A 20,232-nucleotide genomic window follows, 5' to 3' on the forward strand; every position below is an offset into this window, starting at 1 on the left:
CGTCGTGGCGCGTGTGATGCCCGTGACCTGTGACGGATCGCTGGTGCCGGCGCGTCGATGGGGGTGATGATCCATTCACCGAGGAGGGACATGTCGAGAACCGACGACTTCGAGGAGTTCGCCCAAGCGCGGCTTCCGCAGCTCTACCGCGCGGCATGGCTGCTCTGCGGCGACACGCACCTGGCCGAGGACCTGGTGCAGGAGGCCCTGGCCAAGGTCTACGCGCGCTGGATGCGCCGGCTCGCCCCGCCGATCGAGAACCCCGCGGCGTACGCCCAGACCACGCTCGTGCGCACGTTCATCAGCCAGCGGCGTCGGCGCAGCTCGCACGAGCTGCCGAGCGGGGCGCTGCCCGAACTGGCCTCACTCGAGGGTGATGCCGACCTGCGGATGTCGCTGTCGGCGGCCCTGGCTGCCCTGCCACCACTGGATCGGGCAGTGCTCGTGCTCCGCTTCCTCGACGACCGCAGCGTGGCCGACACGGCCACCCAGCTCGGCGTCTCCGAAGGTGCCGTCCGCAACCGGAGCATGCGTGCGCTCTCGCGGCTGCGGGACCACTTCGGCGCCTCCCTCCCCGACCTCACGACCCTCTAAGGACCCCTGATGACTGACGACACCCAGGTGGCCGAGCTCTTCCGCTCCGCCACCTCAGATCTCGAACCGCCCACCGGCGTGGTTGCCCGGGCCGCCTCGCGTGGCCGCTCGCTGCGCCGACGCCACATCGCGGGCACGACGGTGGTCTCGCTCGCCTTCGTCGGGCTCGCTGCCGTTGCCGTGCCGCAGCTCCTGCCGGCGGGGACGGAGGGCCCGCCGAGCGTTGGGCCCGTCACTCAGCCGAGCGTCGCCGTGGTTCCGGATGCGGTCCCTGGTGACCGCGTCCCGATCAAGGCGGACCGGGGCGCCAGCACGCTGGTCAATCTGCTGCCCAACGGCAGCTTCAGCGAGCCGGCGAACGATGCTGGCGTCGAGCCGGGTGACGTGGCGAGCCGCGTGGTCTTTGCGGGCGGCACGGTGGAGGCAACGGTTGGCGTCCTGCACAGCCAGGCCGACATCGACAAGGCGAAGCAGCTCGGGTCGGTCCTGTCGACGGCCCGCGACGAGTGCGGATTCGGCCGGGACGACGCGTGCACGCGGCTCACGGACGGCAGCTACTTCCGTGCCGTGACGTCCACCGAGCGCGAGCCCGGCATGGAGCCCCTCCGACAGGTCAAGGTCACTCTCTGGACCACGGACGGCTACGTCGTCGGGCTGATCGCGTTCAACGCCCGGCCGATCTCCGAGACCGAGGTGGCGTTCGTGCCCGGTCGTCAGCCTGTGCTGACCGCAGCACAGCTCCAGGAGATCGCCATCAGCCCTGACTGGTTCCGGGCGGCACCCTGATCCGGGCGGCACCCTGATTCGAGCGGCATACGCGATGTTGTGTGACTGGCGTGCATCCGTTGCACGCCAGTCGCACAGGGTCCCCTCAGAGCGCGGTGGCCCAGTCGACCAGCGGGCGCAGCGTCCGCCAGTCAGCGCGTACGACGTCGAGCAGCTCGGGCGTGTGGATCACCGGCTCGAAGCCGAGCGTGCGTCCGACCGTCAGTGACTTGTGGCGGAGCAGCTCGATGCGGGGGTGGTCGGAGTCGTAGCCGCGCGGGGTGGTCTTCAGGCGGTCGCCGCCGATCTCCCAGCCCCCGGCCTCGAGCGCCTTGATGATCGAGGCGAGCTGGGTGCCGCGGCGCTCGTCGTCGACCGCGCTCCGGTAGGCGGCGAGCCGCTCGCTGCTGGCCTCGTAGAACCCCGCGCCGATGCGTACGCCGCGGGCCGAGACCTCGACGTACCAGCCGGTGGCGGGGGCCGCCCCGGTGAAGGAACCCTGGCTGGTCTTGTAGGGCGTCTTGTCCTTCGCGAACCGCACGTCGCGGAACGGGCGGAAGACCTTGGCCTTGCCGAACTCGGGCTCGAGGGCGTCGGTCAGCGCGACCATCGGTGCCTTGACCGACTCCAGGTAGACCGGCTTGTGGGCCTCCCAGAACGACTTGGTGTTGTCGAGCTCGAGGTCGTCGTAGAAGTCCAGCGCAGCAACGGGAAAACCAGTGAACGTCACGAGCGTGAGCCTACGACTCAGCCATCGACGCCGGCGTCGGCGACCGTGGCGATCATCCGCCGGCAGCGCTCCGTCATCTGCGCAGGCGTCTGCCGCGGGTGTCGCAGCCACCAGTTGACCAACGCGGTCACCAGCCCCATCCAGACCTCGGTCAGGGCCGAGACGTCGAGCTGGTCGAGCCTGCTGTCGCCCGCGACGACGGAGGAGGCGCCGGTGGCGGCCTGGCCGGCGATGCGGCGTCGGACCGCGCGGGCCGCGTCTGCCGCCTCGCCGTGCTCGGGCAGGGTCTGGTCGAAGATGACGTTCCAGTCGTGGGGGCGCGGCTGGAGTGCGGTGAAGATCGCCTCGAGGGTGCGCTCGGCCATGACCGGAAGGGGCACCTCGGCGTCGGCGATGGCGGCGCCGATGTGCTCGGTGAGCACGTCGCCCGCGCGCCGCACGCACGCGGCGTACAGGCCGTCCTTGGTGCCGAAGTAGCCGTAGACCAGTGGCTTGGAGACTCCGGCGCGGGCCGCGACCTCGGCCATCGAGAGCCCGGCGAAGCCGACCCGGCCGATCTCGGCCGCCGCGACGTCGAGGATCTGCTGCTCGCGCTCGGGGCGGGGGACCCGCTTGGTGCCGACTGTGGTCATGCGCACATCCAATCATCGGGGCTTGACGACCCGAGTCAGTTGACCAGATAGTAAGTTACCAATCGGTCAAAAGGAGTATGGCGTGGAGTTCGTGACGTACCTGTGGGAGACGGCCCAGAACCCGATCCTGTATGCCCTGCCGGTCTTTGCGGCCTGCATCGCGATCGAGGTTGCCTTCTTCTGGTGGGACACGAAGAACGACCAGCGCGACGCGGTCCAGAAGGGCTACTCGGCGCTCGACACCCGCACGTCGATCTCGATGGGCGCGGTCGCGTTGCAGTTCCAGGTCGTCTTCAAGATCCTCAGCCTGGTCGTGTTCGCGTTCCTCTACGAGACCGTCGCGCCGTGGCACCTGCCCACCGACAACGTCTGGTTCTGGGTCGGACTCGTGGTCGTCGTCGACTTCGCCTGGTACTGCAACCACCGCTTCGGCCACGAGGTCCGGATCGCATGGGCCGCGCACCAGGCTCACCACTCGAGTGAGTACTTCAACTTCGGCACCGCACTGCGGCAGAAGTGGAACCCGTGGTTCGAGTTCTTCTTCTGGCTGCCGCTCCCGCTGCTAGGCGTCCCGCCGTACGCCATCTACCTGGTCTTCGGCTTCAACCTCGTCTACCAGTTCTTCAGCCACACCGAGCGCGTCGGCAAGCTGTGGCGCCCGATCGAGCTGGTCCTCAACACCCCGTCGCACCACCGCGTTCACCACGGCTCGGACGACATCTACCTCGACAAGAACTACGGCGGCATCTTCATCGTCTGGGATCGCCTGTTCGGCACGTTCCAGGAGGAGGTCTTCACGCCGAGCTACGGCCTGACCTGGAAGGTGGAGACCTACAACCTCCTCGAGCTGCAGTACGGCGAGTACGCCCGCATCGCTCGCGACGTCCGGACTGCCCAGGGCCTGCGCGCCAAGCTCGGCTACGCCTTCGGCCCTCCGGGCTGGAACCCGGTCGACGGCCGCCCGCAGCTGCCGGCGCGCAACGACCCGGCCCGCCAGCTTCAGGACGCCCGCGGAGCGAAGTCGCTCAGCGGAACGGGATCGTGAACTTCGATCCTTGCATCGTCAGCGTCAGGGCGTCCTTGGTGCAGGTGAAGGTGACCGGCTTCTTGTCGATGCCGTCGTCCTGGGTAGTCGCCGTTGAGCTCTGACCCCCACCAGTGGTCGTGTGCGTGCTGGTCAGGGTGCTGTCCCAGCCGCTGGTCGGAACCAGCTTGCCGTCCTCCTCGGTCCAGGTGCCGGTGACGGTGCCCTTGGTGTGAACGACGCTCGTGAGGCTTTGGCCAGCAGGCAAGTCCATGGAGGCGGTCGTCGTGGTGTCCTGGGCGTAGCGGGCACGGAGCTCTTCATCGACGGTGAGCGTCGCGGCTCCCGTCGTGTGGAAGTCCTTCAGCTGGCCCATCGAGATCCGCTCCACGGTCTCGCGGGCCAAGCGTTCCGTGTCCGCCTCCCACGGGCTGCCCTCGACGAGGCACTTCAAGGCCTCGCCGTGAGGATTCGCCGGCGAGGGTGACTGGCTGTGGCTTGTGGAGGGCAGCTGCTGCGGGGTCTGCTTGGTGTCACCACAGCCGTTCATCGCGAGCGCCGCCGTCAGGGCGACTGACGCGCGGAAAATGGACGTTCCAGACATGTCGGCCAGCGTAGGGCTGCATCACGGATGACGGATACCGGCGCCGGAGAGGATTTCGAGGTAGCCCTCGGCGTACGTCGGGAAGGTGGGCTGCCAGCCGGTCGCCCGCAGGCGCGCGTTGCTGCACGCGCGATCGGCGCCGCGGTTGCTGCTCGCTTCCGCGGTCTGCGGCTCGGGGGCTCCCAGCTCGCGCGCGAGGAACCGCACGACCTCAGCCTGGGTGGCGGCTGCGTCGTCCACGCCGAGGTAGACCTGCTCCGGCGAGTCAGCCATCGAGATCAGGTGCACGACCGCGGTCGCCGCGTCGTCGCGATGGATCCGGGTCGTACGCCGCGTGGTCGCCCGGGCCTCGCCGGTCCGCACCTGGTCGATCAGTCGCGAGCGGCCGGGGCCGTAGATGCCACCGAGACGCAGCACGATGCCGGCCGTCGGGGTGCCCTCCAGCCGGCTCAGGAGGAGCAGCTCTGCCTCGCGCATGACCCGGCCGTTGAACGCGGTGGGCTCGGCCGGCGTCTGCTCGTCGACGTCGCCCGAGGTGCTGCCGTAGACCGCCGTCGAGCTCACGAAGAGCACGCGCCGCGGGACCACGCCATCGCGAGACAGTGCCTCGAGCACGCGCGCCACCCCGCCGACGTACGCCGCGCGGTAGGCGTCCTCGTCGTGCCCGTCAGCCGCCACGGCGATGACGACGAGGTCGGTGCCGGGAGGAACGGGCGGGAGCTCGCGGGTCAGATCGGCGGCAACGCCCGCGATCCCGGCAGGCAGCTTCTCCGGTGAGCGGCGCCAGCCGACGACGCGGTGGCCGGCCGCGGCAAGGCGCAGGCCAGCCTCGGTGCCGAGGTCACCACAACCGACGATCAGGACTGTGGCCGAGGGGTTCGCCGTGCGCGCGTGTGACCTCGACATGGGGTGGATCGTATCGGCGAAGCCATGAATGGCCTGCGCGGCTGTTACCGTCGATGAAGCGGCAATCTTGCCGTTCCTCAGGGCAGACGCATCGTTGACCGTTGGGTTCGACCCCAGCCACGAAGCCCGTCGCCTCCTCTGGGACTTCTCAGAGGATCTCCATGCTCGCGCCTTTCGACGCACCGTCAATTGACACCCATGACCTGGCGCAAGCCTTTGCGCTGCCCGCCGGTGTGCGCGCTGTCGTCTACTGCGAGGGCCAGTTCGGCGAGCAGGACGGCAAGACCGCCAACGGCCTGGTCCGCCACTCGGAGAAGTACGACATCCTCAGCGTCATCGACAGCCGGTCTGCCGGACAGGACTCAGGCACGTTCCTCGACGGCACGCCCAACGGCATTCCGGTGCTGGCCAGCCTCGATGACGCCATCGCGCACGCAGGCGACATGCCGGACTACCTGATCTGTGGGCTGGCGCCTGCGGACGGGCTGCTGTCCCCGGACCAGCGTGTGGTGCTTCTCGCGGGTATTGCGAGCGGCATGCACGTGATCAACGGACTGCACGAGTTCCTCAACGATGACGTCGAGTTCGTTGCTGCCGCTGCGTTCGCCCAGGTGACGATCACCGACATCCGGCGCCCGCCGCACACCCGCGACCTGCACCTGTTCTCGGGACGCATCTTCGACGTCACGTGTCCCCGCATTGCCGTGCTCGGCACGGACGGCGCGGTCGGCAAGCGGACCACGGCGACCCTGCTGGTGCAGGCGCTGAAGGACCACGGCATCAACGCCGTCCTGGTCGGCACGGGACAGACCACCCTGATCCAGGGTGGAAGGTACGGCGTCGCGCTGGACGCCATGGTTCCTCAGTTCTGCTCGGGCGAGGTCGAGAACCAGGTCGTGACCGCCTTCGAGATCGAGGACCCGGACATCATCGTGGTGGAAGGGCAGGGCGCCCTGAGCCACCCGGCGTACCTGACCAGCGCGCACATCCTCCGCGGCAGCCGGCCCGCTGGAGTGATCGTCCAGCACGCCCCCATGCGCAAGGTCCTCGGTGACTTCCCGATGGTGGCCGTCCCCACTGTCGCCAGCGAGATCGCCCTGATCGAGTCCTTCGTGGACACCCGGGTCATCGGCGTCACGATCAACCACGAGGGCATGGAGCCCGACGAGATCGACAGCGCGATCGCGGAGCACCGCCTCGAGCTGTCCCTCCCGGTGACCGATCCGCTCACCCGGCCCGGCGCCGAGCTGGTCGACCTGGTCCTTCGGGCCTTCCCCGCGCTCTCCCGACCGAGGGTGTCCCGGACAGCGTGACCACGCCGCGGCTCGAGGTCGACCTGGACAAGATCGAGGCGAACACGCGGCACCTGGTCGAGCAGCTCGACCCGCGCGGCATCCGGGTCACGGGTGTCACCAAGGCAGCACTGGGATCTCCCGGCGTGGGCGCAGCGATGATGCGCGGTGGCGCGTCCGGTCTGGCTGACTCCCGGATCGAGAACCTGGCCAGGCTGGCCGAGGGGACTCCTGAAGCAGCGTCACGCACGCTGATCCGGTCCCCGATGCTGAGCCAGGTCGAGCGGGTGGTCCGGAGCGCGACCACATCGCTCAACACCGGGCTGACGGTCCTCGACGCCCTGGACCTGGCGGCGCGCAACCAGCGGCGCACGCATCACGTGATCCTCATGGTCGAGCTGGGTGACCTGCGCGAGGGCGTCTCCCCGGCGGCCGTCGTCGAGCTGGCGCGCGAGACCCGCGGCCGTCGCCGCCTGCGGCTGTCCGGCATCGGCACGAACCTCGCCTGTCAGAGCGGCGTGGTCCCCGACGACGCCAACATGGGCGAGCTGAGCCGACTGGTGGAGAAGGTCGAGTCGTCCACGGGTCAGCGGCTGACCGTGGTGTCCGGCGGGAACTCCGCGAACCTGCCGTGGGCCTTGTCGGGCTCCGACCCTGGCCGGATCAACGACCTCCGGCTCGGCGAAGCGATCCTGCTCGGCACCGAGCCGCTCGAACGGTCAGTGCTCCCCGGACTCCACGCGGACGCGTTCCAGCTGGTGGCCGAGGTCATCGAGGTCGGCGTGAAGCAGGCGGGTCCACGGGGCTCGCTCGGCCAGACGGCGTACGGCGAGCTGGTCCCCATTGTCGGCACCGCATCGCGGCGGGGGACGTTCCGCCAGGTGATCCTTGCCCTCGGGCGACAGGACGTCCTGCTCGACGGGCTGGTCGCGCCCGCCGGCATGGAGATCCTCGGCATGAGCAGCGATCACCTGGTGCTCGACCAGGGCGACCACCGGCTGGAGCCGGGGGACGAGGTCCGCTTCGCGGTCGGGTACGGCGGGCTGGTCCAGGCCATTGCATCGCCGTTCGTGACCGTTGAGGAGACGCGGCGAGAAACGTGGAGCGGATGACGAGACTCGAACTCGCGACATCGACCTTGGGAAGGTCGCGCTCTACCAACTGAGCTACATCCGCCTGCCCTGCCGCGGTCAACCGCAGCGGACGTCGTGGATGCTACCGGACCTCGGTTGCCGGAGCGGAGATGGGGAGCAGGGTCGCGCGCTTGGGCTCGATGCCGTCACCGGAGGACTTGCCGGTGACCCGGCGCTGCACCCACGGCACAGCGTGGTCGCGGACCCAGAGCGCCTGGCCGCGGAGCATGGCCTTGGCGTGGGTGGTGCCCGGGTCGCTGAGCGGGAGCGGCTCGAGGTCGTGCTCGATGCCGAGCGTCTCCAGGACCCGGATCGCCATCTGCTGGTGCCCGGCCGGGCCCATGTGCATCCGGTCCTCGTCCCACATCCGCCACTCGCGGTACTCAGCGAAGCGCCAGAAGTCGACGACCGTCAGCCCGCGCCGGTCGGCGACCTCGCGCACCAGCTCGTTGTAGAGCGCGAACCGGCCCCGCAGCGCACCGAACACCTTCGAGCCGCCGACGTCGTAGGCAGTCCACACGACGACCTTGGCACCGGTGTCGACGAGCTTGCCCAGCGCCTCGTCGTACGCCGCGACGAGGGCGTCGAGGTCGACGGCGGGCCGGAGGATGTCGTTGGCTCCGGCGTAGATCGTGACCAGGTCGGGCTTGAGCGCCAGTGCCGGCTCGAGCTGCTCGGCCAGGATCGGGCCGAGCTTGCGGCCGCGGATCGCGAGGTTCGCGTAGCCGAAGTCGTCGGTCCTGGTCGCCAGGACCTCAGCGACCCGGTCGGCCCAGCCGCGCAGGCCGTTGGGGCGGGACGGGTCGGCGTCGCCGACGCCTTCGGTGAAGGAGTCGCCGAGCGCGACGTAGCGGTGGAAGGTCACGGCGTCCATGATGCCGGGTGCGCCGTGACGGATTCGCGTGCCCAGCCGCTGAGCCGCCTGCCGCACGCTGCGGCGTACGACTAAAGTGCCAGCGTGCTGCTCTCCGACCGCGACATCCTGGCCGAGATCGATGCCGAGCGAATCGTCATCGAGCCCTACGACCCTGCGATGGTGCAGCCGTCGAGCATCGACTTCCGGCTGGACAAGTTCTTCCGGGTCTTCGACAACCACAAGTACCCCGCGATCGATCCTGCGGCGGACCAGTCGGACCTCACCCACATGATCGAGGTGGAGGGCGACGAGCCGTTCATCCTGCACCCGGGTGAGTTCGTGCTCGGATCGACCTACGAGGTCGTCTCCCTGCCCGACGACCTGGCCGCACGCGTCGAGGGCAAGTCCTCGCTCGGTCGTCTGGGGCTCTTGACGCACGCGACGGCCGGCTTCGTGGACCCGGGCTTCTCCGGGCACGTGACGCTTGAGCTGGCCAACGTCGCGACGCTGCCGATCAAGCTCTACCCGGGCATGAAGATCGGCCAGCTCTGCTTCTTCAAGCTCTCCTCGCCCGCGCAGCACCCCTACGGCTCGGAGAAGTACGGATCGCGCTACCAGGGCCAGCGTGGCCCGACGGCGTCCCGCTCGTTCCAGAGCTTCCACCGCACCGAGATCTGAGATGCTCACCGCGCGGCGTGCCCACCTGGTCGTCGCGCTGGTGGCCAGCGCTGCACTGATCCTGCAGTTCTGGCTGGTGTGGCAGGGCCACGCGGTCCTCGACGACGTCGATCCGCCCGCGCGCGGCGAGCGGGTGATCCGCTTCTTCGGCTACTTCACGGTGCTGTCCAACCTGCTCGTGGCGGGCACGTCCTGGGCTGTCGCCCTGTCGAGCACGCCGCTTGAGTCCCGGCTGCGCCGGGTGCTGTACGTCGATGCGCTGATCGGCATCGCGGTGACCGGGATCGTGCACTGGTTCCTGCTCCGGCCGCTGCTGTCGCTCGATGGAGCCGACTGGTGGGCGGACAAGCTGCTCCATGTGGTGGTCCCGCTGCTCGCGGTCGCGGCGTGGTTGACGGTCGGCCTGCGGGGTCGTGTGCGACGTGGCGAGGTCGGCTGGGCCGTGATCCCGCCGGTGCTCTGGCTCGTCTACACCCTCGTCCGTGGGGCGGCCACGGACTTCTACCCCTACCCGTTCCTCGACGCCGATGCTCACGGCTACCCCGCGGTGCTCGCCACCTGTGGCGCAGTCGCTGTGCTCTTCCTCGCCCTGGCCTGGGGTGCGGCGCGGGTCGACCTCCGGCTCAGCGCGCAGCGCTCCTGAACGCTGCCGGTGTCTGACCGGCACGCAGCCGGAACCAGGCGCCGAAGTTCGAGGCGTCGTCGAACCCGATCGCCTCGCCGACCCGCGCCACGCTGAGGTCGGTGTGTGCCAGGAGACGGCGGGCCTCGAGCACCACGCGCTCGTCGATCAGCTCCTTCGGGGTCCGGCCGGTCGCGGTCTTCGTGGCGCGGGCGAGTGTGCGCGGTGACCAGCCCAGCCGTTCGGCGTACCAGGCGACATCGTGGTGGCGCGCGTGCTCGCTCTCGAGCAGCTCGCGGAAGGCGAGCCACGGCTCGGATCCGCTGGGCGCATCCGGCCGAGTCCGCGCCTGGGCGGTGAGGCGGAGGAGCAGTGCGGCGAGCAGGTGGGTGAGCGCCGGCGCGCGGAGCTCGGGTGAGATGGAACGGTCGTTGGCGAGCTCGTCGATCTCGTCGAACAGCACCGGCGCCCCGGCGGCGAGTGCATCCGTCGGTGCCCACCAGCGGGGACCGGCAGGCGAGGCAGCCTCCGTCAGCTCCGACGTGGCCCGGTCGAGCAGGCCTGCGGGAAAGATGACCACCCGCCCGTCGTACGCCGACATGTCGCCCCAGCGCTGCACCTGACCCGGTCGGACCCAGAGCACGGACCCGGGCTCCAGTCGATGGTCGGCGAAGTCGAGCATGTGGGTGCCGTGCCCGCTCGAGGGAGCCAGCAGGAAGTGGAACTCGGGCCGCTGGACGTCCTCGAAGGCGTCTCGTCCGGCGCGCGACAGCATGCCCTCGATGGTCATCGCCTCGACCTCGCCGGCCTTGCCCTCGGGTGGCTGGTAGGCAACGGGCGCGATCGGCGCGTGTCGCATATTCACCACTCTACGTCTGTTGGGGACCGTGAATGTGGTGTTCGGGCGGACCAGAATCACTGTCATCAGCAAGCCAGCTGCAAGTCCTCCCCAACCTTCCTGAGAGGAAGAACCCATGACCTCCATCGCAATCATCGGCGGCACCGGATACGCCGGATCGCACATCGCCCGGGAGGCCGCTGCCCGTGGCCTCGACGTCACCACCGTCTCCCGCTCGGTGCCGATCGCGCCGATCGCCGACACGACGCACATCGCCGGTTCGCTGGCCGACCAGGTGCTGATCGAGAAGCTCGCCGGCGACAACGACGTCCTCGCCGTCGCGGTTCACGCGACGGGCCAGCCCGCGCTGCGCGACGTACTCGACGACGTCATCGCCGCAGCCGAGGCCAGCGGCACCCGCCTTGCCTTCGTCGGTGGAGCCGGCTCGACCCTGGTTGCCGACGGTGGCCCGCGCCTGGTCGACACCGACGCCTTCCCGGCCGAGTACAAGCCGGAGGCGCTCGCCCACGGCGCCGTCCTTGATCGGCTCCGCGCCCACGAGGGCTCGCTCGAGTGGTTCTACGTGAGCCCGGCCGCCGGGTTCGGCGCGTGGGCTGAAGGGGAGGCGACCGGCAGTTACCGGAGCTCCGACGACGTCCTGCTGGCCGACGCCGCCGGCAACTCGGCGATCGGTGGAGCGGACTACGCGAAGGCGTTCGTCGACGAGATCGTCGAGCCCGCCCACCGCAACGCGCGCTTCCACGTCGCCTACTGACCTGGCGGCGGTCAGGATTCGGCGGAGGCCTTGAGCTTCGCGAGGCCCCTGTCGAAGTCCTTCGCGATTGCCTTGTCGAAGAAGAGCTTCCCCATCACCGCGAAGGCGAGATTCCGCTCGCCGGACATCGACCAGACCACGCGGGTGCCGTCGCCCTCGGGGCGCAGCTCGAAGACCGTCTTGTTGCTCGCCTTGAAAGGCTTGAGGAACTCCAGGTCGATGTCGATCCGCTCCGGCGTGGAGCCGGTGATCTCCATGCTGCCCTCGCCGACCTTCTTGTTGCCGACCCACGCGTAGTGCGAGCCGAGGCCCGTCGCGGAGCCGGAGAAGGTGCGCTCGAGCTGGGGGTCGAGTTCTTCCCACGGCGACCACGTGTGCCAGGTGTGGAAGTCGTTCAGGGTGGCGTGGAGAGTGGCGGGCGCGGCGGCGACGTAGATCTCGCGCTGGGTCTCGAAGTGAGGCATGGCGTCAGGCTAGTCCCGCCCCGACCTGCCGATGGTCGGCTCCCGGCATCGCCTTCTGATCACAGCTCCGGGTCGCAGATCCTTGCGGCGGCAGGACCCGCGCGGAACACAGCGCTGACGTCGGCGGTCCGCCGCGCGAGCAGGTCGAGCTCCCGCCGCAGGTCCTCGCCCGTCGCGGCCGGCCGGCCGAACGCGAGTACGACGTCGCGGTGGCCGGTTCGCAGCTCGGCTCGCAACGTGAGGCCGTGCGAGTCCACTGCGAGAGGTACGACGTGAGCCTTGGCGAGCTCGCCCGGGAGCAGGTGTCGCAGCGCGGCGTACTCACGCGGGTGGGCGGTGACCAGGTGGGACAGGAGCTCTCCTTCGACCTCGGCGAACGGATCGGGCTCCGCGGTCGCCAGGTCGTTCGCGGAGATCGGGATGTCCTGGCCGTCGACCTCGAGCGAGATGGCGAGCGGGCGGATCCGGAGCAGTCCGTCGCGGCCCTCGTCGAACTCGGCGTGCCCGTGGATGCGGAGGCGCGCGCGGATCCGGTCGCGCAGCGGGAGCGGTGCGGCGTCCGCGATCTCGACGACGGCGCGCGTGGCGGCCTCGTCGGCGTACGGGTCGATGACGACGCCCGGGATGCGTCCCGAGCAGCGACCGCGGGCATCGAGCCAGACCACGTGGGCCGACGCGGAGCGCTCCAGGACGTCGCGGGCGTGCTCGGCTGCGGACCGCCCTGGTGGCGAGTGGGGAAAGACCGGACGTGGCATTGTGGGCTCCAGAAGGTTAGGCTTACCTAAGTTAGTATCACCTAACTCGGATTTGGTCCATCGGGAAGTCCCGCCTGGCCCGGTCCGTGCCCCTATTCGTGCCCGGCCGGGGCGCCACCCCCGGCCGGGCCGCCTTTCCCGCTGGAGGGACTCGCATGACGACCACACATGACCTGCCGATGCTGCTGATCGAGGTCGAGGTGGCTGTGGTCGAGCGGCTCACGCCGTCGTACGTCCGGGTTCAGCTGGCCTCGCCCGCCCTTGCTGACTTCGGGGTCGACGGACCGCTCTACGACCAGCGGATCAAGCTCGTCTTCCCGAACGCAGCCGGTGAGCTCGCCTCGTTCGAAGGCGCGGATGCTTCCTGGTTCGGGACCTGGCTGGACCGCCCGGTCGAGGAGCGCGGCGCCATGCGGACCTACACCGTCCGCGAGGTGCTCGGCGCGGGTGAGGGCACCCGGGTGGTCGTCGACATCGCGCTGCACGAGCCGCCGTGCGGGCCGGGCTCGCTCTGGGCCGCGGGTGCCCGCGTCGGTGACCGCCTGGTCCTGCTGGGCCCCCGACGCGGTGTGGCCTACGGCGGCATCGAGTTCGCCCCGCCCGCGTCGTCCTCCCGCCTGCTCCTCGTCGGGGACGAGACAGCACTTCCCGCGATCGCCGCGATCCTGGCCGACCTCCCCGACACGGCCCGCGGCGCGGCGTACGTCGAGGTGCCGATCAGTGGCGACATGCAGTCCCTGGCGGCTCCTCCGGGGGTGGCCGTGACCTGGCTGCCGCGCAACGGGGCAGAGCGGAGTACGCGGTTGATCGCTGCGGTCACCAGTCACCTGGGTGCGCCGGTGGCTGCGGTCGCGGTCGATCCTGACGAGATCGACCCGGATCTGTGGGAGACCCCGACCTACTCGTCGTCAGGCGAGGCGATCCCCGAATCCGGCGAGGAGGCGCAGGCCCTCGACGGGCTCTATGCGTGGATCGCGGGCGAGTCGGCGATGGTGACGGCCCTGCGCCGGCACCTGGTGCGTGACCTCGGCGTCGACCGTCGTCAGGTGGCTTTCATGGGCTACTGGCGCGTCGGCGTGTCCATGAAGTCCTGACGTCGACACGTCGCAAGTTCGGCGTCGACACGGCGCGAGTTCGGCGTCGACACGGCGCAAGTTCGGTGCTCCGGTGATGGAGCCGCTGAGTCAGTGGCTGTTGGCGGAGTGGCTGGCGTCCGCGAGCTTCGACGCGGCCATCTCCGGCGGGAGCTGGATGCCGATCTGGAACGTGTACACCGTGTCGCTCAGCTGGAACTGAATCGCGATCACCCGGCCCGAGTGGAACAGCTCAGAGTCCGGGTCCTTCAGGACCACCCGCTCGAGCAGCTCGAGACCGCGGTCCAGCCCGAGCGTCGAGTGGAGCGCGAGCAGCGAACGGTCACGCAGTGCCACGGCGTCGAGGGTGGCGAGGACGAGTTCCATGCCTGCTACAACGACCGATGCCCGCTCTTGGTACGCCGAGTGGTTGCGGCAGTACCCCGGCGGGCTGTGGCGGCGGTGCGTAGGGCCCGGACCGACGGCCCCGGGGGTTTAGGCCCCGGTGGTGGCGGCGTGCTGGGCCCGGATCGACGGTCCCGGGCACGTTGGCCCCACGCGCAATGGCGAGCGGCCGCCCCGATTGCCCGGGACGGCCGCTCGTGTGGAGCTGATCAGAGGTCGAACAGCGACGATGCTCCGTGGATGTCCGCGTCGGTGCGGGGCGTGTTCGTCGCACCGCTCGACTTCGGGGCGTCGGCCGTCTCGGCCTCGGGCGCTGAAGCCGGGGCAGGAGCCTCGGCAGCAGGCGCGTCGTCCGCGTCCAGGATCGTCTCCGGGTCCTCGGCAAGCGCGTCGGCCGGAGCCTCCGCGACGGCCTCGGGCTCTTCTGCAACCTCGGGCGCCGACTCCTCGACGACCTCAGCAGCGGGTTCCTCGGGAGCCGCCACCGGGGCAGCAGCGGCAGCCGGAGCAGCAGCGGCCGGAGCCGGGATGTCGAAGAGCGACCCGCCAGCGTTGATGTCGACAGCCGGGGCGGCAGGAGCCGCCGGAGCGTCCACAGCGGAAGCTGTCTCCACGGGAGCAGCAGGGGCCTCGGCAGCGGGAGCGGCCGGAGCCGCGGGTGCAGCAGCCGGAGACTCCGCGGCGGGGGCCGCCTCGGCCTTGGGAGCCGGAACAGCGGGAGCCGCGATGTCGAACAGCGACCCGCCCATGCCCAGATCAGCAGCCGGCTTCGCCTCGGCCTTCGGCGCCGCGGGGGCCGACGGTGCGGCCGGTTCCGTCGGAGCCACGTCGAAGAGCGAGCCACCAGCAGCCGGGGCTGCGGGAGCGGCCGGAGTTGCTTCAGCGGGAGCAGGCGTGTCGAAAAGCGAGCCACCCGGAGCAGGCTTGGCCGGCTCGGCAGCTGGCGCCGGGGTGTCGAAGAGCGACGAGCCGCTCGAGGCTGGAGCTGCGGGCGCAGCCGGCTCAGCAGCAGGAGCATCGCCGAAGAGCGAACCACCCGAAGCCGGAGCTGCCGGAGCAGCAGGCGCGTCACCGAAGAGCGAAGACCCGCCAGCAGCCGGAGCAGCTGGAGCAGCAGGCGCGTCACCGAACAGCGAAGACCCAGCTGCAGCCGGAGCAGCACATGCGGCAGCAGCCGGCGTACCAGCGTCAGCCTTGGCGGCCGGAGCGGCCGGAGCGGCCGCAGGGGCCTCGACGGGCGCCTCGCCCGGCTTGTACTTCGTCGCCTGCTCGCCCTTGACCGACGCGAGCAGCATCTGCGCGACGTCGAGGACCTCGACCTCCGTGCGGGCGTCGCCGTCCGCCTGGAGCTTGGTCAGGCCGTCGGCCAGCATGACGCGGCAGAACGGGCAGCCGACGGCGATCTGGTCAGCGCCAGTGCCCACGGCTTCCGTGGTGCGGTTGACGTTGATGCGCTCGCCGATGGTCTCTTCCATCCACATGCGCGCGCCGCCGGCGCCACAGCAGAAGGACTTCTCCTTGGTCCGCTCCATCTCGATGACGTTGGCGCCGGGAAGGATCTCGAGCAGGTCGCGCGGGGGCGTGTAGACCTGGTTGTGCCGACCCAGGAAGCAGGGGTCGTGGTACGTGATCGAGCGCTGGTGGGCGCCTTCACCCGTCGCCACCGGCGTCAGCTTGCCCTCGCGCACGAGGCGGTTGAGCAGCTGGGTGTGGTGCACGACCTCGAGCTCGATGCCGAGGTCCTTGTACTCGTTCTTGAGCGTGTTGAAGCAGTGGGCACAGGTCGAGACGACCTTCTTGACCTTGAACTCCTTGAACGTCTCGATGTTCTGCTGGGCCAGGCCCTGGAACACGAACTCGTTGCCCGCGCGGCGAGCGGAGTCACCGGTGCAGGTCTCGCCGTTGCCGAGTACGCCGAAGCTGACGCCGGCGATGTCGAGCAGCTCCGCGACAGCGCGGGTGGTCTTCTTGGCGCGGTCTTCATAGGCACCGGCGCAGCCGACCCAGAACAGCCACTCGACCGAGTCCAGGTCCTCGATGTCGTCGCCGACGACCTTGACGTCGAACGGGAGGCCCTGCGCCCAGTCCATGCGCGCGTTGGGGTTCATGTTCCACGGGTTGCCCTTGTTCTCAAGGCCCTTGAACAGGCCGTTGAGCTCCGCGGGGAAGTTCGACTCGACGAGCACCTGGTAGCGGCGCATGTCGATGAAGTGATCGACGTGCTCGATGTCGACCGGGCACTGCTGGACGCAGGCGCCACAGTTGGTGCAGGACCACAGGGCGTCGGCGTCGATGACGAAGTCGCCGCCCTCGGGGTTGTAGAACCAGTCCTGGGCGTCCTCGACATGGCCTTCGACCGAAGGGGCGGAGCCGACCAGCACGCGGTCGGCGGCACCGGGGGCACCGGCGGCCTTCTCGTAGGCGTGCTCGCGCAGGCCCATCATCATCAGCTTCGGGGAGAGCGGCTTCTCGGTCGCCCAGGCGGGGCACTGCGACTGGCAACGACCGCACTCGGTGCAGGTCGTGAAGTCGAGGATGCCCTTCCAGGAGAAGTCCTCGATCGAGCCGACACCGAGGACCGAGTCCTCGTCGAGGTCGTCGATGTCCTCGAGGGTGATCGCCTTGCCGCCCGAGGTGAGGGGCTTGGCGGCGCCGAGCGCGGTGCGGCCGGACGACTCACGCTTGAAGAAGATGTTGAACCAGGCGGTGAAGCGGTGCCAGGCGACACCCATCGTCAGGTTGGAGGAGATGACCATCAGCCAGACCATGGCCGAGGTGATCTTGAGCATCGCGATGACGAAGATCCAGTCCTCGATCGCGCCGATGTTCTCGTGGCCGGTCGGGAAGAGGTTCGCGAAGTACTGCGCGAGCGGGAAGTGGAAGCCGCTGGCCTGGTCGGCGTGCTCGCCGCCGTGGGCCTGGATCAGGTTGTACTCCGCGCCACGGATGAAGAGGATCGCGATCGACTCGAAGAAGACCATCGCCTCGACGAAGTACGCCTGCCACATCGTCGAGCCGTAGAAGCGGGTCGAGCGCGACGGGTTGCGCGAGGGGCGCTTGCAGAGGCGGTAGATGACCAGCGGGATGATCGCCAGCGCGCCGAGGAGGCCGATGAACTCGGAGACCCACTCGAAGAGGAAGAAGTGGCCGATGATCGGCCACGCGAAGTCCGGCTTGAAGAGCTGGAAGAAGCCCTGCATGACTGCCGTCGACAGGATCAGGAACGCCATGTAGGCGAACCAGTGCAGCGCGCCGACCCACCAGATCTGGAGCATGCGCGTGTGGAGGAACGTCTCCTTGAGCATGTTCAGTCCGCGGGCGACGGGCCGGTCGGTGCGGCCGGAGGCCGACTGGCCGACCTTGAGCACCTTGAGCATCGCGCGGACGGCACGGGTCGTCATCGCAACAGCGACGACGCTGACGGACAGGCTCACCACGATGGCGATGATCTGCATCAGGGACATGGATGACATGAAGGAAAAGCTCCTCACGAGACAGGGCCCATGGCGCGGGCTGTCGGCATCCTACCGGCGCGTATCCCCGAGATTTCCATGCCACGGAATGGTCTTGTTTCCGTGACGTTCCTTGCTTAGGTAACCCTAAGTCGCAGGTCAGGCCCGGTTTTCGCCCGTCACCAGCCGATATCGGAGGAAGGACGGCACGGCCAGGGCTGCCGCCAGCGTGAGGATCACCACGAGTACGCCGCCCGCTGCGGCCGTCGCGGGCGCTCCGGCCAGTCCTGCTGCACTGCCGTGGGCCACGTCGGCGATCCGGGGACCTCCCACCACGACGACGATGAAGACACCCTGGAGTCGTCCGCGGACCGCATCGGAGGCAGCCGACTGCAGCATGCTCGTGCGGAATGCAGCAGAGGACATGTCGGCGGCTCCTCCTGCGATCAGGCAGGCGATGGCGATCGCGAGCCAGATCATCGAGGCGCCGGGTGACGCGGCCGCGCAGGCAAGTCCGAAGCCGGTGATGGCCACGCCCCAGACCACGACGGCGATCACGACGGCGAGCCCCTGACGGCGTACGCGGGAGACCCAGCCGGAGAAGACGCCGCCGACGACCGCGCCGATCGGGATGGCGGCGAAGAGCAGCGCGAAGGCGAGACCGCCGCCCGTCGGGCCGCCGAACTGCTCGTGCGCGAGTTGCGGGAAGAGCGCGCGTGGCATGCCGAAGACCATCGCGATCAGGTCGACGACGAACGACATCATCAGCACCGGCTGGGTCGCCAGGTAGGTGAAGCCGCCGATCACGGAACGGAGCCCGGGCGAGACGGTGACGCCTTCGACGGGGAGCCGGGGGAGCAGCACCACTGCGCGGAGTGTGGCGAGCAGGGTCAGCGTGTCGATGCCGTAGAGCCAGGCGAAGCCGAGCGGCGGGATCAGCGCTCCGCCGATCAGCGGGCCGGCGATGCCGCCGGCCATCAGCAGGGTCATGTTGAGCGAGTTCGCCGCGGGCAGGAGGTCAGCGGGGAGCAGCCGTGGCAGCGCGGCCGACCGAGCCGGCTGGTTGACCGCGAGGAACGCCTGCTGCACCGCAAAGAGCCCGAGCAGGAACCACACGCTCTCGAGGTGGAGCGCCGCCTGCGCCCAGAACCCGGCGCTGGTGAGGATCAGGCCAAGGGTCGTGACGATGAGGATCGTCCGGCGGTCGAAGTGGTCGGCGAGCGCGCCGCCCCACAGGCCGAAAACGATCAGCGGCACCAGGCCGAACAGGCCGCTCAACCCGACGTACGCCGAGGAGCCGGTGATCGCGTAGATCTGTGCCGCAACCGCGACCACCGTGAGCTGGGCACCGATGACGGTGATGACGTTGGCCGTCCAGAGCCGCCGGAAGTGGGCGTTGCGCAGCGGCCGGGTGTCAGCGAGGAAGCGGCTCACGTGAGCGGTCGCTCCTGCCGGACCGGCACCAGCCCGATCGCGAGCATCGGGAAGAGCGCAGCGAGGGCGAATGTCGCCGGGTAGCCGAGCAGCGTGATCGTGGCGCCCGCGGCGGGGGCGCAGATCGCGGCGGTGACGTACTGCGCCGTGTTGTGTACGCCGAGTGAGCGCCCGCTCCAGAACGGCCCGGCCCGCTCGGCGACGGCAGTGAACGCAAGGCCGTTGTCCGCGACCGTGACGATGGTGGCGAGGGCGAGGAGCGCGATCGAGACGGTCCAGCCCAGCCAGGCCGTGAGCCCGAGCAGTGCCATCGTGAGCGAGGCCGCGATCGCGATCCAGCGCAGCGGACGCATGCGCCCGCCGACCATGTCGGAGAGCTGGCCGGAGGCGATGCGGCCGAGGGCTCCGAGGACCTGGGTGCCGGCAACGAGCGCGCCAGCGGCGGCGGGCTCCCAACCGCGGTCGTCCAGCAGCCAGACGAGCGCGTAGGTCCAGACCAGGAACTGCGGCACGACCAGCAGGACCGAGGAGGTGTGGATCTTCCGGAGGTAGGAGTCGGCGCGGTAGGGGTTCGGGGCCGGGCTGGTGGCGCGGTCCGGGCGGGGTGGGTCGATCACCACGACGAAGACCGCGGCGGCGGCGACGGCAGCCGCGATCGCCGGCACAGCCAGAGCAACCGAGATGCCGTGCTCGTCCGCGAGGACCGCGATCGAGATGGCGGCGATGCCGACGCCGGCCGGTTGGGCCATCTGCCGGATCCCCATCGCCAGGCCGCGCCGCTCGGGCGGGAACCAGCCCACCACCACCCGGCCACTCGCGCTCGCGGTGCTCGCGGCGGCGGCTCCGGCGCAGAAGAGTGCGATCGCCAGGGCCGGAGTGCTGTCGGTGAGCGCGGCACCCACCCCGGCCAGGCAGGTCAGGCCGAGGCCCGCGAGGAGCGCGACACGCTCCCCGAGCCTGTCCACGACGACGCCCCACAGCACGAGCGTGCAGACCACGCCGATCATCGACATCGCGGCGACGGTCCCGGCCTCGGTCAGTGTCAGTCCCCGGCGCGCGACCAGGACCGGGATCAGGAACGCCGGTCCGTGGATCGTGACCGCAGCAGCGGCCTGTGCTGCGGTGCTGACGCCGAGCATCGCCCAGCGGCGGCCGTCGCTGATCTCGCGGGCGGCGACGGCGGACTGGGGCACCGGTCCA

21 protein-coding genes and 1 tRNA gene are annotated in these 20,232 nt (G+C 69.8%); 9 read left to right on the forward strand and 13 right to left on the reverse strand.

Features of this window, described 5'->3' with window-relative positions; genetic code table 11:
• Positions 1-90 precede the first annotated feature (90 nt).
• Together D4739_RS06905 and D4739_RS06910 are read left to right on the forward strand one after the other, a co-directional pair.
• Entirely contained in the window at positions 91-594 is a 504-nt protein-coding gene (locus D4739_RS06905; protein WP_120059883.1) for a SigE family RNA polymerase sigma factor, read from the forward strand.
• Positions 595-603: 9 nt separating this feature from the next.
• Entirely contained in the window at positions 604-1,380 is a 777-nt protein-coding gene (locus tag D4739_RS06910; RefSeq protein WP_120059884.1) for a hypothetical protein, read from the forward strand.
• Between the two features lie 85 nt (positions 1,381-1,465).
• On the opposite strand, the gene D4739_RS06915 is transcribed toward D4739_RS06910, so the two are convergent.
• Both D4739_RS06915 and D4739_RS06920 read right to left on the reverse strand, forming a co-directional pair.
• The gene (locus D4739_RS06915) at positions 1,466-2,089 is read right to left on the reverse strand and encodes a DUF2461 domain-containing protein (RefSeq protein ID WP_120059885.1); all 624 of its coding nucleotides are present in this window, start codon (positions 2,087-2,089) and stop codon (positions 1,466-1,468) included.
• 17 nt (positions 2,090-2,106) lie between these two features.
• Positions 2,107-2,721 carry a TetR/AcrR family transcriptional regulator gene (locus tag D4739_RS06920; RefSeq protein WP_120061768.1) on the reverse strand — a complete coding sequence of 205 codons (615 nt, stop codon included), beginning with the start codon at positions 2,719-2,721 and terminating at the stop codon, positions 2,107-2,109.
• Between the two features lie 82 nt (positions 2,722-2,803).
• On the opposite strand from D4739_RS06920, the gene D4739_RS06925 reads away from it, so the two are divergent.
• On the forward strand, positions 2,804-3,766 hold the full coding sequence (locus D4739_RS06925; protein ID WP_120059886.1) for a sterol desaturase family protein: 963 nt from the start codon (positions 2,804-2,806) through the stop codon (positions 3,764-3,766).
• Here D4739_RS06925 and D4739_RS06930 read toward each other — a convergent pair.
• Complete coding sequence (locus D4739_RS06930) at positions 3,747-4,349, reverse strand: hypothetical protein (protein ID WP_147384836.1); 603 nt, start codon at positions 4,347-4,349, stop codon at positions 3,747-3,749. The genes D4739_RS06925 and D4739_RS06930 overlap by 20 nt on opposite strands.
• A gap of 21 nt (positions 4,350-4,370) precedes the next feature.
• Positions 4,371-5,255 (reverse strand): NAD-dependent epimerase/dehydratase family protein, encoded by an 885-nt coding sequence (locus D4739_RS06935; protein ID WP_120059888.1) that lies wholly within the window; start codon positions 5,253-5,255, stop codon positions 4,371-4,373.
• A 161-nt stretch (positions 5,256-5,416) separates the two neighbouring features.
• Between D4739_RS06935 and D4739_RS06940 the strand changes: the two genes are divergently transcribed.
• Both D4739_RS06940 and D4739_RS06945 read left to right on the forward strand, forming a co-directional pair.
• The gene (locus tag D4739_RS06940) at positions 5,417-6,568 is read left to right on the forward strand and encodes an N-acetyltransferase DgcN family protein (protein WP_182920334.1); all 1,152 of its coding nucleotides are present in this window, start codon (positions 5,417-5,419) and stop codon (positions 6,566-6,568) included.
• Positions 6,565-7,659: an alanine/ornithine racemase family PLP-dependent enzyme gene (locus tag D4739_RS06945; RefSeq protein ID WP_120059889.1), complete on the forward strand. Its 1,095-nt coding sequence runs from the start codon at positions 6,565-6,567 to the stop codon at positions 7,657-7,659. Before D4739_RS06940 ends, D4739_RS06945 begins: the two co-directional genes overlap by 4 nt.
• Here D4739_RS06945 and D4739_RS06950 read toward each other — a convergent pair.
• Positions 7,648-7,723: transfer RNA gene (locus D4739_RS06950), tRNA-Gly, on the reverse strand. The genes D4739_RS06945 and D4739_RS06950 overlap by 12 nt on opposite strands.
• 39 nt (positions 7,724-7,762) lie before the next feature.
• On the reverse strand, positions 7,763-8,545 hold the full coding sequence (locus tag D4739_RS06955) for an SGNH/GDSL hydrolase family protein (RefSeq protein WP_220699252.1): 783 nt from the start codon (positions 8,543-8,545) through the stop codon (positions 7,763-7,765).
• Positions 8,546-8,638: 93 nt separating this feature from the next.
• Here D4739_RS06955 and dcd point away from each other — a divergent pair, with 93 nt between their 5' ends.
• Entirely contained in the window at positions 8,639-9,214 is a 576-nt protein-coding gene (gene dcd, locus D4739_RS06960; protein ID WP_120059891.1) for a dCTP deaminase, read from the forward strand.
• Position 9,215: 1 nt separating this feature from the next.
• Positions 9,216-9,857 (forward strand): Pr6Pr family membrane protein, encoded by a 642-nt coding sequence (locus D4739_RS06965; protein WP_120059892.1) that lies wholly within the window; start codon positions 9,216-9,218, stop codon positions 9,855-9,857.
• Here D4739_RS06965 and D4739_RS16675 read toward each other — a convergent pair.
• Positions 9,838-10,695 (reverse strand): helix-turn-helix domain-containing protein, encoded by an 858-nt coding sequence (locus D4739_RS16675; protein WP_182920335.1) that lies wholly within the window; start codon positions 10,693-10,695, stop codon positions 9,838-9,840. The genes D4739_RS06965 and D4739_RS16675 overlap by 20 nt on opposite strands.
• 115 nt (positions 10,696-10,810) lie before the next feature.
• Between D4739_RS16675 and D4739_RS06980 the strand changes: the two genes are divergently transcribed.
• A complete protein-coding gene (locus D4739_RS06980; RefSeq protein WP_120059894.1) occupies positions 10,811-11,449 on the forward strand; it encodes an NAD(P)-dependent oxidoreductase in 639 nt (212 codons plus the stop codon).
• 11 nt (positions 11,450-11,460) lie between these two features.
• On the opposite strand, the gene D4739_RS06985 is transcribed toward D4739_RS06980, so the two are convergent.
• Positions 11,461-11,913 carry an SRPBCC family protein gene (locus D4739_RS06985; RefSeq protein WP_120059895.1) on the reverse strand — a complete coding sequence of 151 codons (453 nt, stop codon included), beginning with the start codon at positions 11,911-11,913 and terminating at the stop codon, positions 11,461-11,463.
• 59 nt (positions 11,914-11,972) lie between these two features.
• On the reverse strand, positions 11,973-12,668 hold the full coding sequence (locus D4739_RS06990; protein WP_120059896.1) for a DUF2470 domain-containing protein: 696 nt from the start codon (positions 12,666-12,668) through the stop codon (positions 11,973-11,975).
• Between the two features lie 155 nt (positions 12,669-12,823).
• Here D4739_RS06990 and D4739_RS06995 point away from each other — a divergent pair, with 155 nt between their 5' ends.
• Complete coding sequence (locus D4739_RS06995; protein WP_238473548.1) at positions 12,824-13,762, forward strand: siderophore-interacting protein; 939 nt, start codon at positions 12,824-12,826, stop codon at positions 13,760-13,762.
• 90 nt (positions 13,763-13,852) lie between these two features.
• On the opposite strand, the gene D4739_RS07000 is transcribed toward D4739_RS06995, so the two are convergent.
• The 4 genes from D4739_RS07000 to D4739_RS07015 all read right to left on the reverse strand — a co-directional run bounded on the left by D4739_RS07000 (position 13,853) and on the right by D4739_RS07015 (position 20,225).
• On the reverse strand, positions 13,853-14,128 hold the full coding sequence (locus tag D4739_RS07000) for a hypothetical protein (protein WP_120059897.1): 276 nt from the start codon (positions 14,126-14,128) through the stop codon (positions 13,853-13,855).
• Positions 14,129-14,355: 227 nt separating this feature from the next.
• Positions 14,356-17,619, reverse strand: coding sequence for a (Fe-S)-binding protein (locus D4739_RS07005; RefSeq protein WP_238473549.1), 3,264 nt, complete (start codon positions 17,617-17,619; stop codon positions 14,356-14,358).
• A gap of 138 nt (positions 17,620-17,757) precedes the next feature.
• Complete coding sequence (locus tag D4739_RS07010) at positions 17,758-19,032, reverse strand: MFS transporter (protein WP_120059898.1); 1,275 nt, start codon at positions 19,030-19,032, stop codon at positions 17,758-17,760.
• Complete coding sequence (locus tag D4739_RS07015; protein WP_238473550.1) at positions 19,029-20,225, reverse strand: MFS transporter; 1,197 nt, start codon at positions 20,223-20,225, stop codon at positions 19,029-19,031. Before D4739_RS07015 ends, D4739_RS07010 begins: the two co-directional genes overlap by 4 nt.
• Between the last annotated feature and the right edge of the window lie 7 nt (positions 20,226-20,232).

Source organism: Nocardioides cavernaquae, from assembly GCF_003600895.1.
GTDB classification, from domain to species: domain Bacteria; phylum Actinomycetota; class Actinomycetes; order Propionibacteriales; family Nocardioidaceae; genus Nocardioides; species Nocardioides cavernaquae.

Bases quoted from the DNA above. Each gene is read 5' to 3' on its own strand.
- D4739_RS06990 (WP_120059896.1), bottom strand. From the start codon at position 12,668: ATGCCACGTCCGGTCTTTCCCCACTCGCCACCAGGGCGGTCCGCAGCC.
- D4739_RS06985 (WP_120059895.1), bottom strand. From the start codon at position 11,913: ATGCCTCACTTCGAGACCCAGCGCGAGATCTACGTCGCCGCCGCGCCC.
- D4739_RS06910 (WP_120059884.1), top strand. From the start codon at position 604: ATGACTGACGACACCCAGGTGGCCGAGCTCTTCCGCTCCGCCACCTCA.
- D4739_RS06905 (WP_120059883.1), top strand. From the start codon at position 91: ATGTCGAGAACCGACGACTTCGAGGAGTTCGCCCAAGCGCGGCTTCCG.
- D4739_RS06940 (WP_182920334.1), top strand. From the start codon at position 5,417: ATGCTCGCGCCTTTCGACGCACCGTCAATTGACACCCATGACCTGGCG.
- D4739_RS06965 (WP_120059892.1), top strand. From the start codon at position 9,216: ATGCTCACCGCGCGGCGTGCCCACCTGGTCGTCGCGCTGGTGGCCAGC.
- D4739_RS16675 (WP_182920335.1), bottom strand. From the start codon at position 10,695: ATGCGACACGCGCCGATCGCGCCCGTTGCCTACCAGCCACCCGAGGGC.
- D4739_RS06995 (WP_238473548.1), top strand. From the start codon at position 12,824: ATGACGACCACACATGACCTGCCGATGCTGCTGATCGAGGTCGAGGTG.
- D4739_RS06980 (WP_120059894.1), top strand. From the start codon at position 10,811: ATGACCTCCATCGCAATCATCGGCGGCACCGGATACGCCGGATCGCAC.
- D4739_RS06930 (WP_147384836.1), bottom strand. From the start codon at position 4,349: ATGTCTGGAACGTCCATTTTCCGCGCGTCAGTCGCCCTGACGGCGGCG.
- D4739_RS07005 (WP_238473549.1), bottom strand. From the start codon at position 17,619: ATGTCATCCATGTCCCTGATGCAGATCATCGCCATCGTGGTGAGCCTG.
- D4739_RS07000 (WP_120059897.1), bottom strand. From the start codon at position 14,128: ATGGAACTCGTCCTCGCCACCCTCGACGCCGTGGCACTGCGTGACCGT.
- D4739_RS06935 (WP_120059888.1), bottom strand. From the start codon at position 5,255: ATGTCGAGGTCACACGCGCGCACGGCGAACCCCTCGGCCACAGTCCTG.
- D4739_RS06920 (WP_120061768.1), bottom strand. From the start codon at position 2,721: ATGACCACAGTCGGCACCAAGCGGGTCCCCCGCCCCGAGCGCGAGCAG.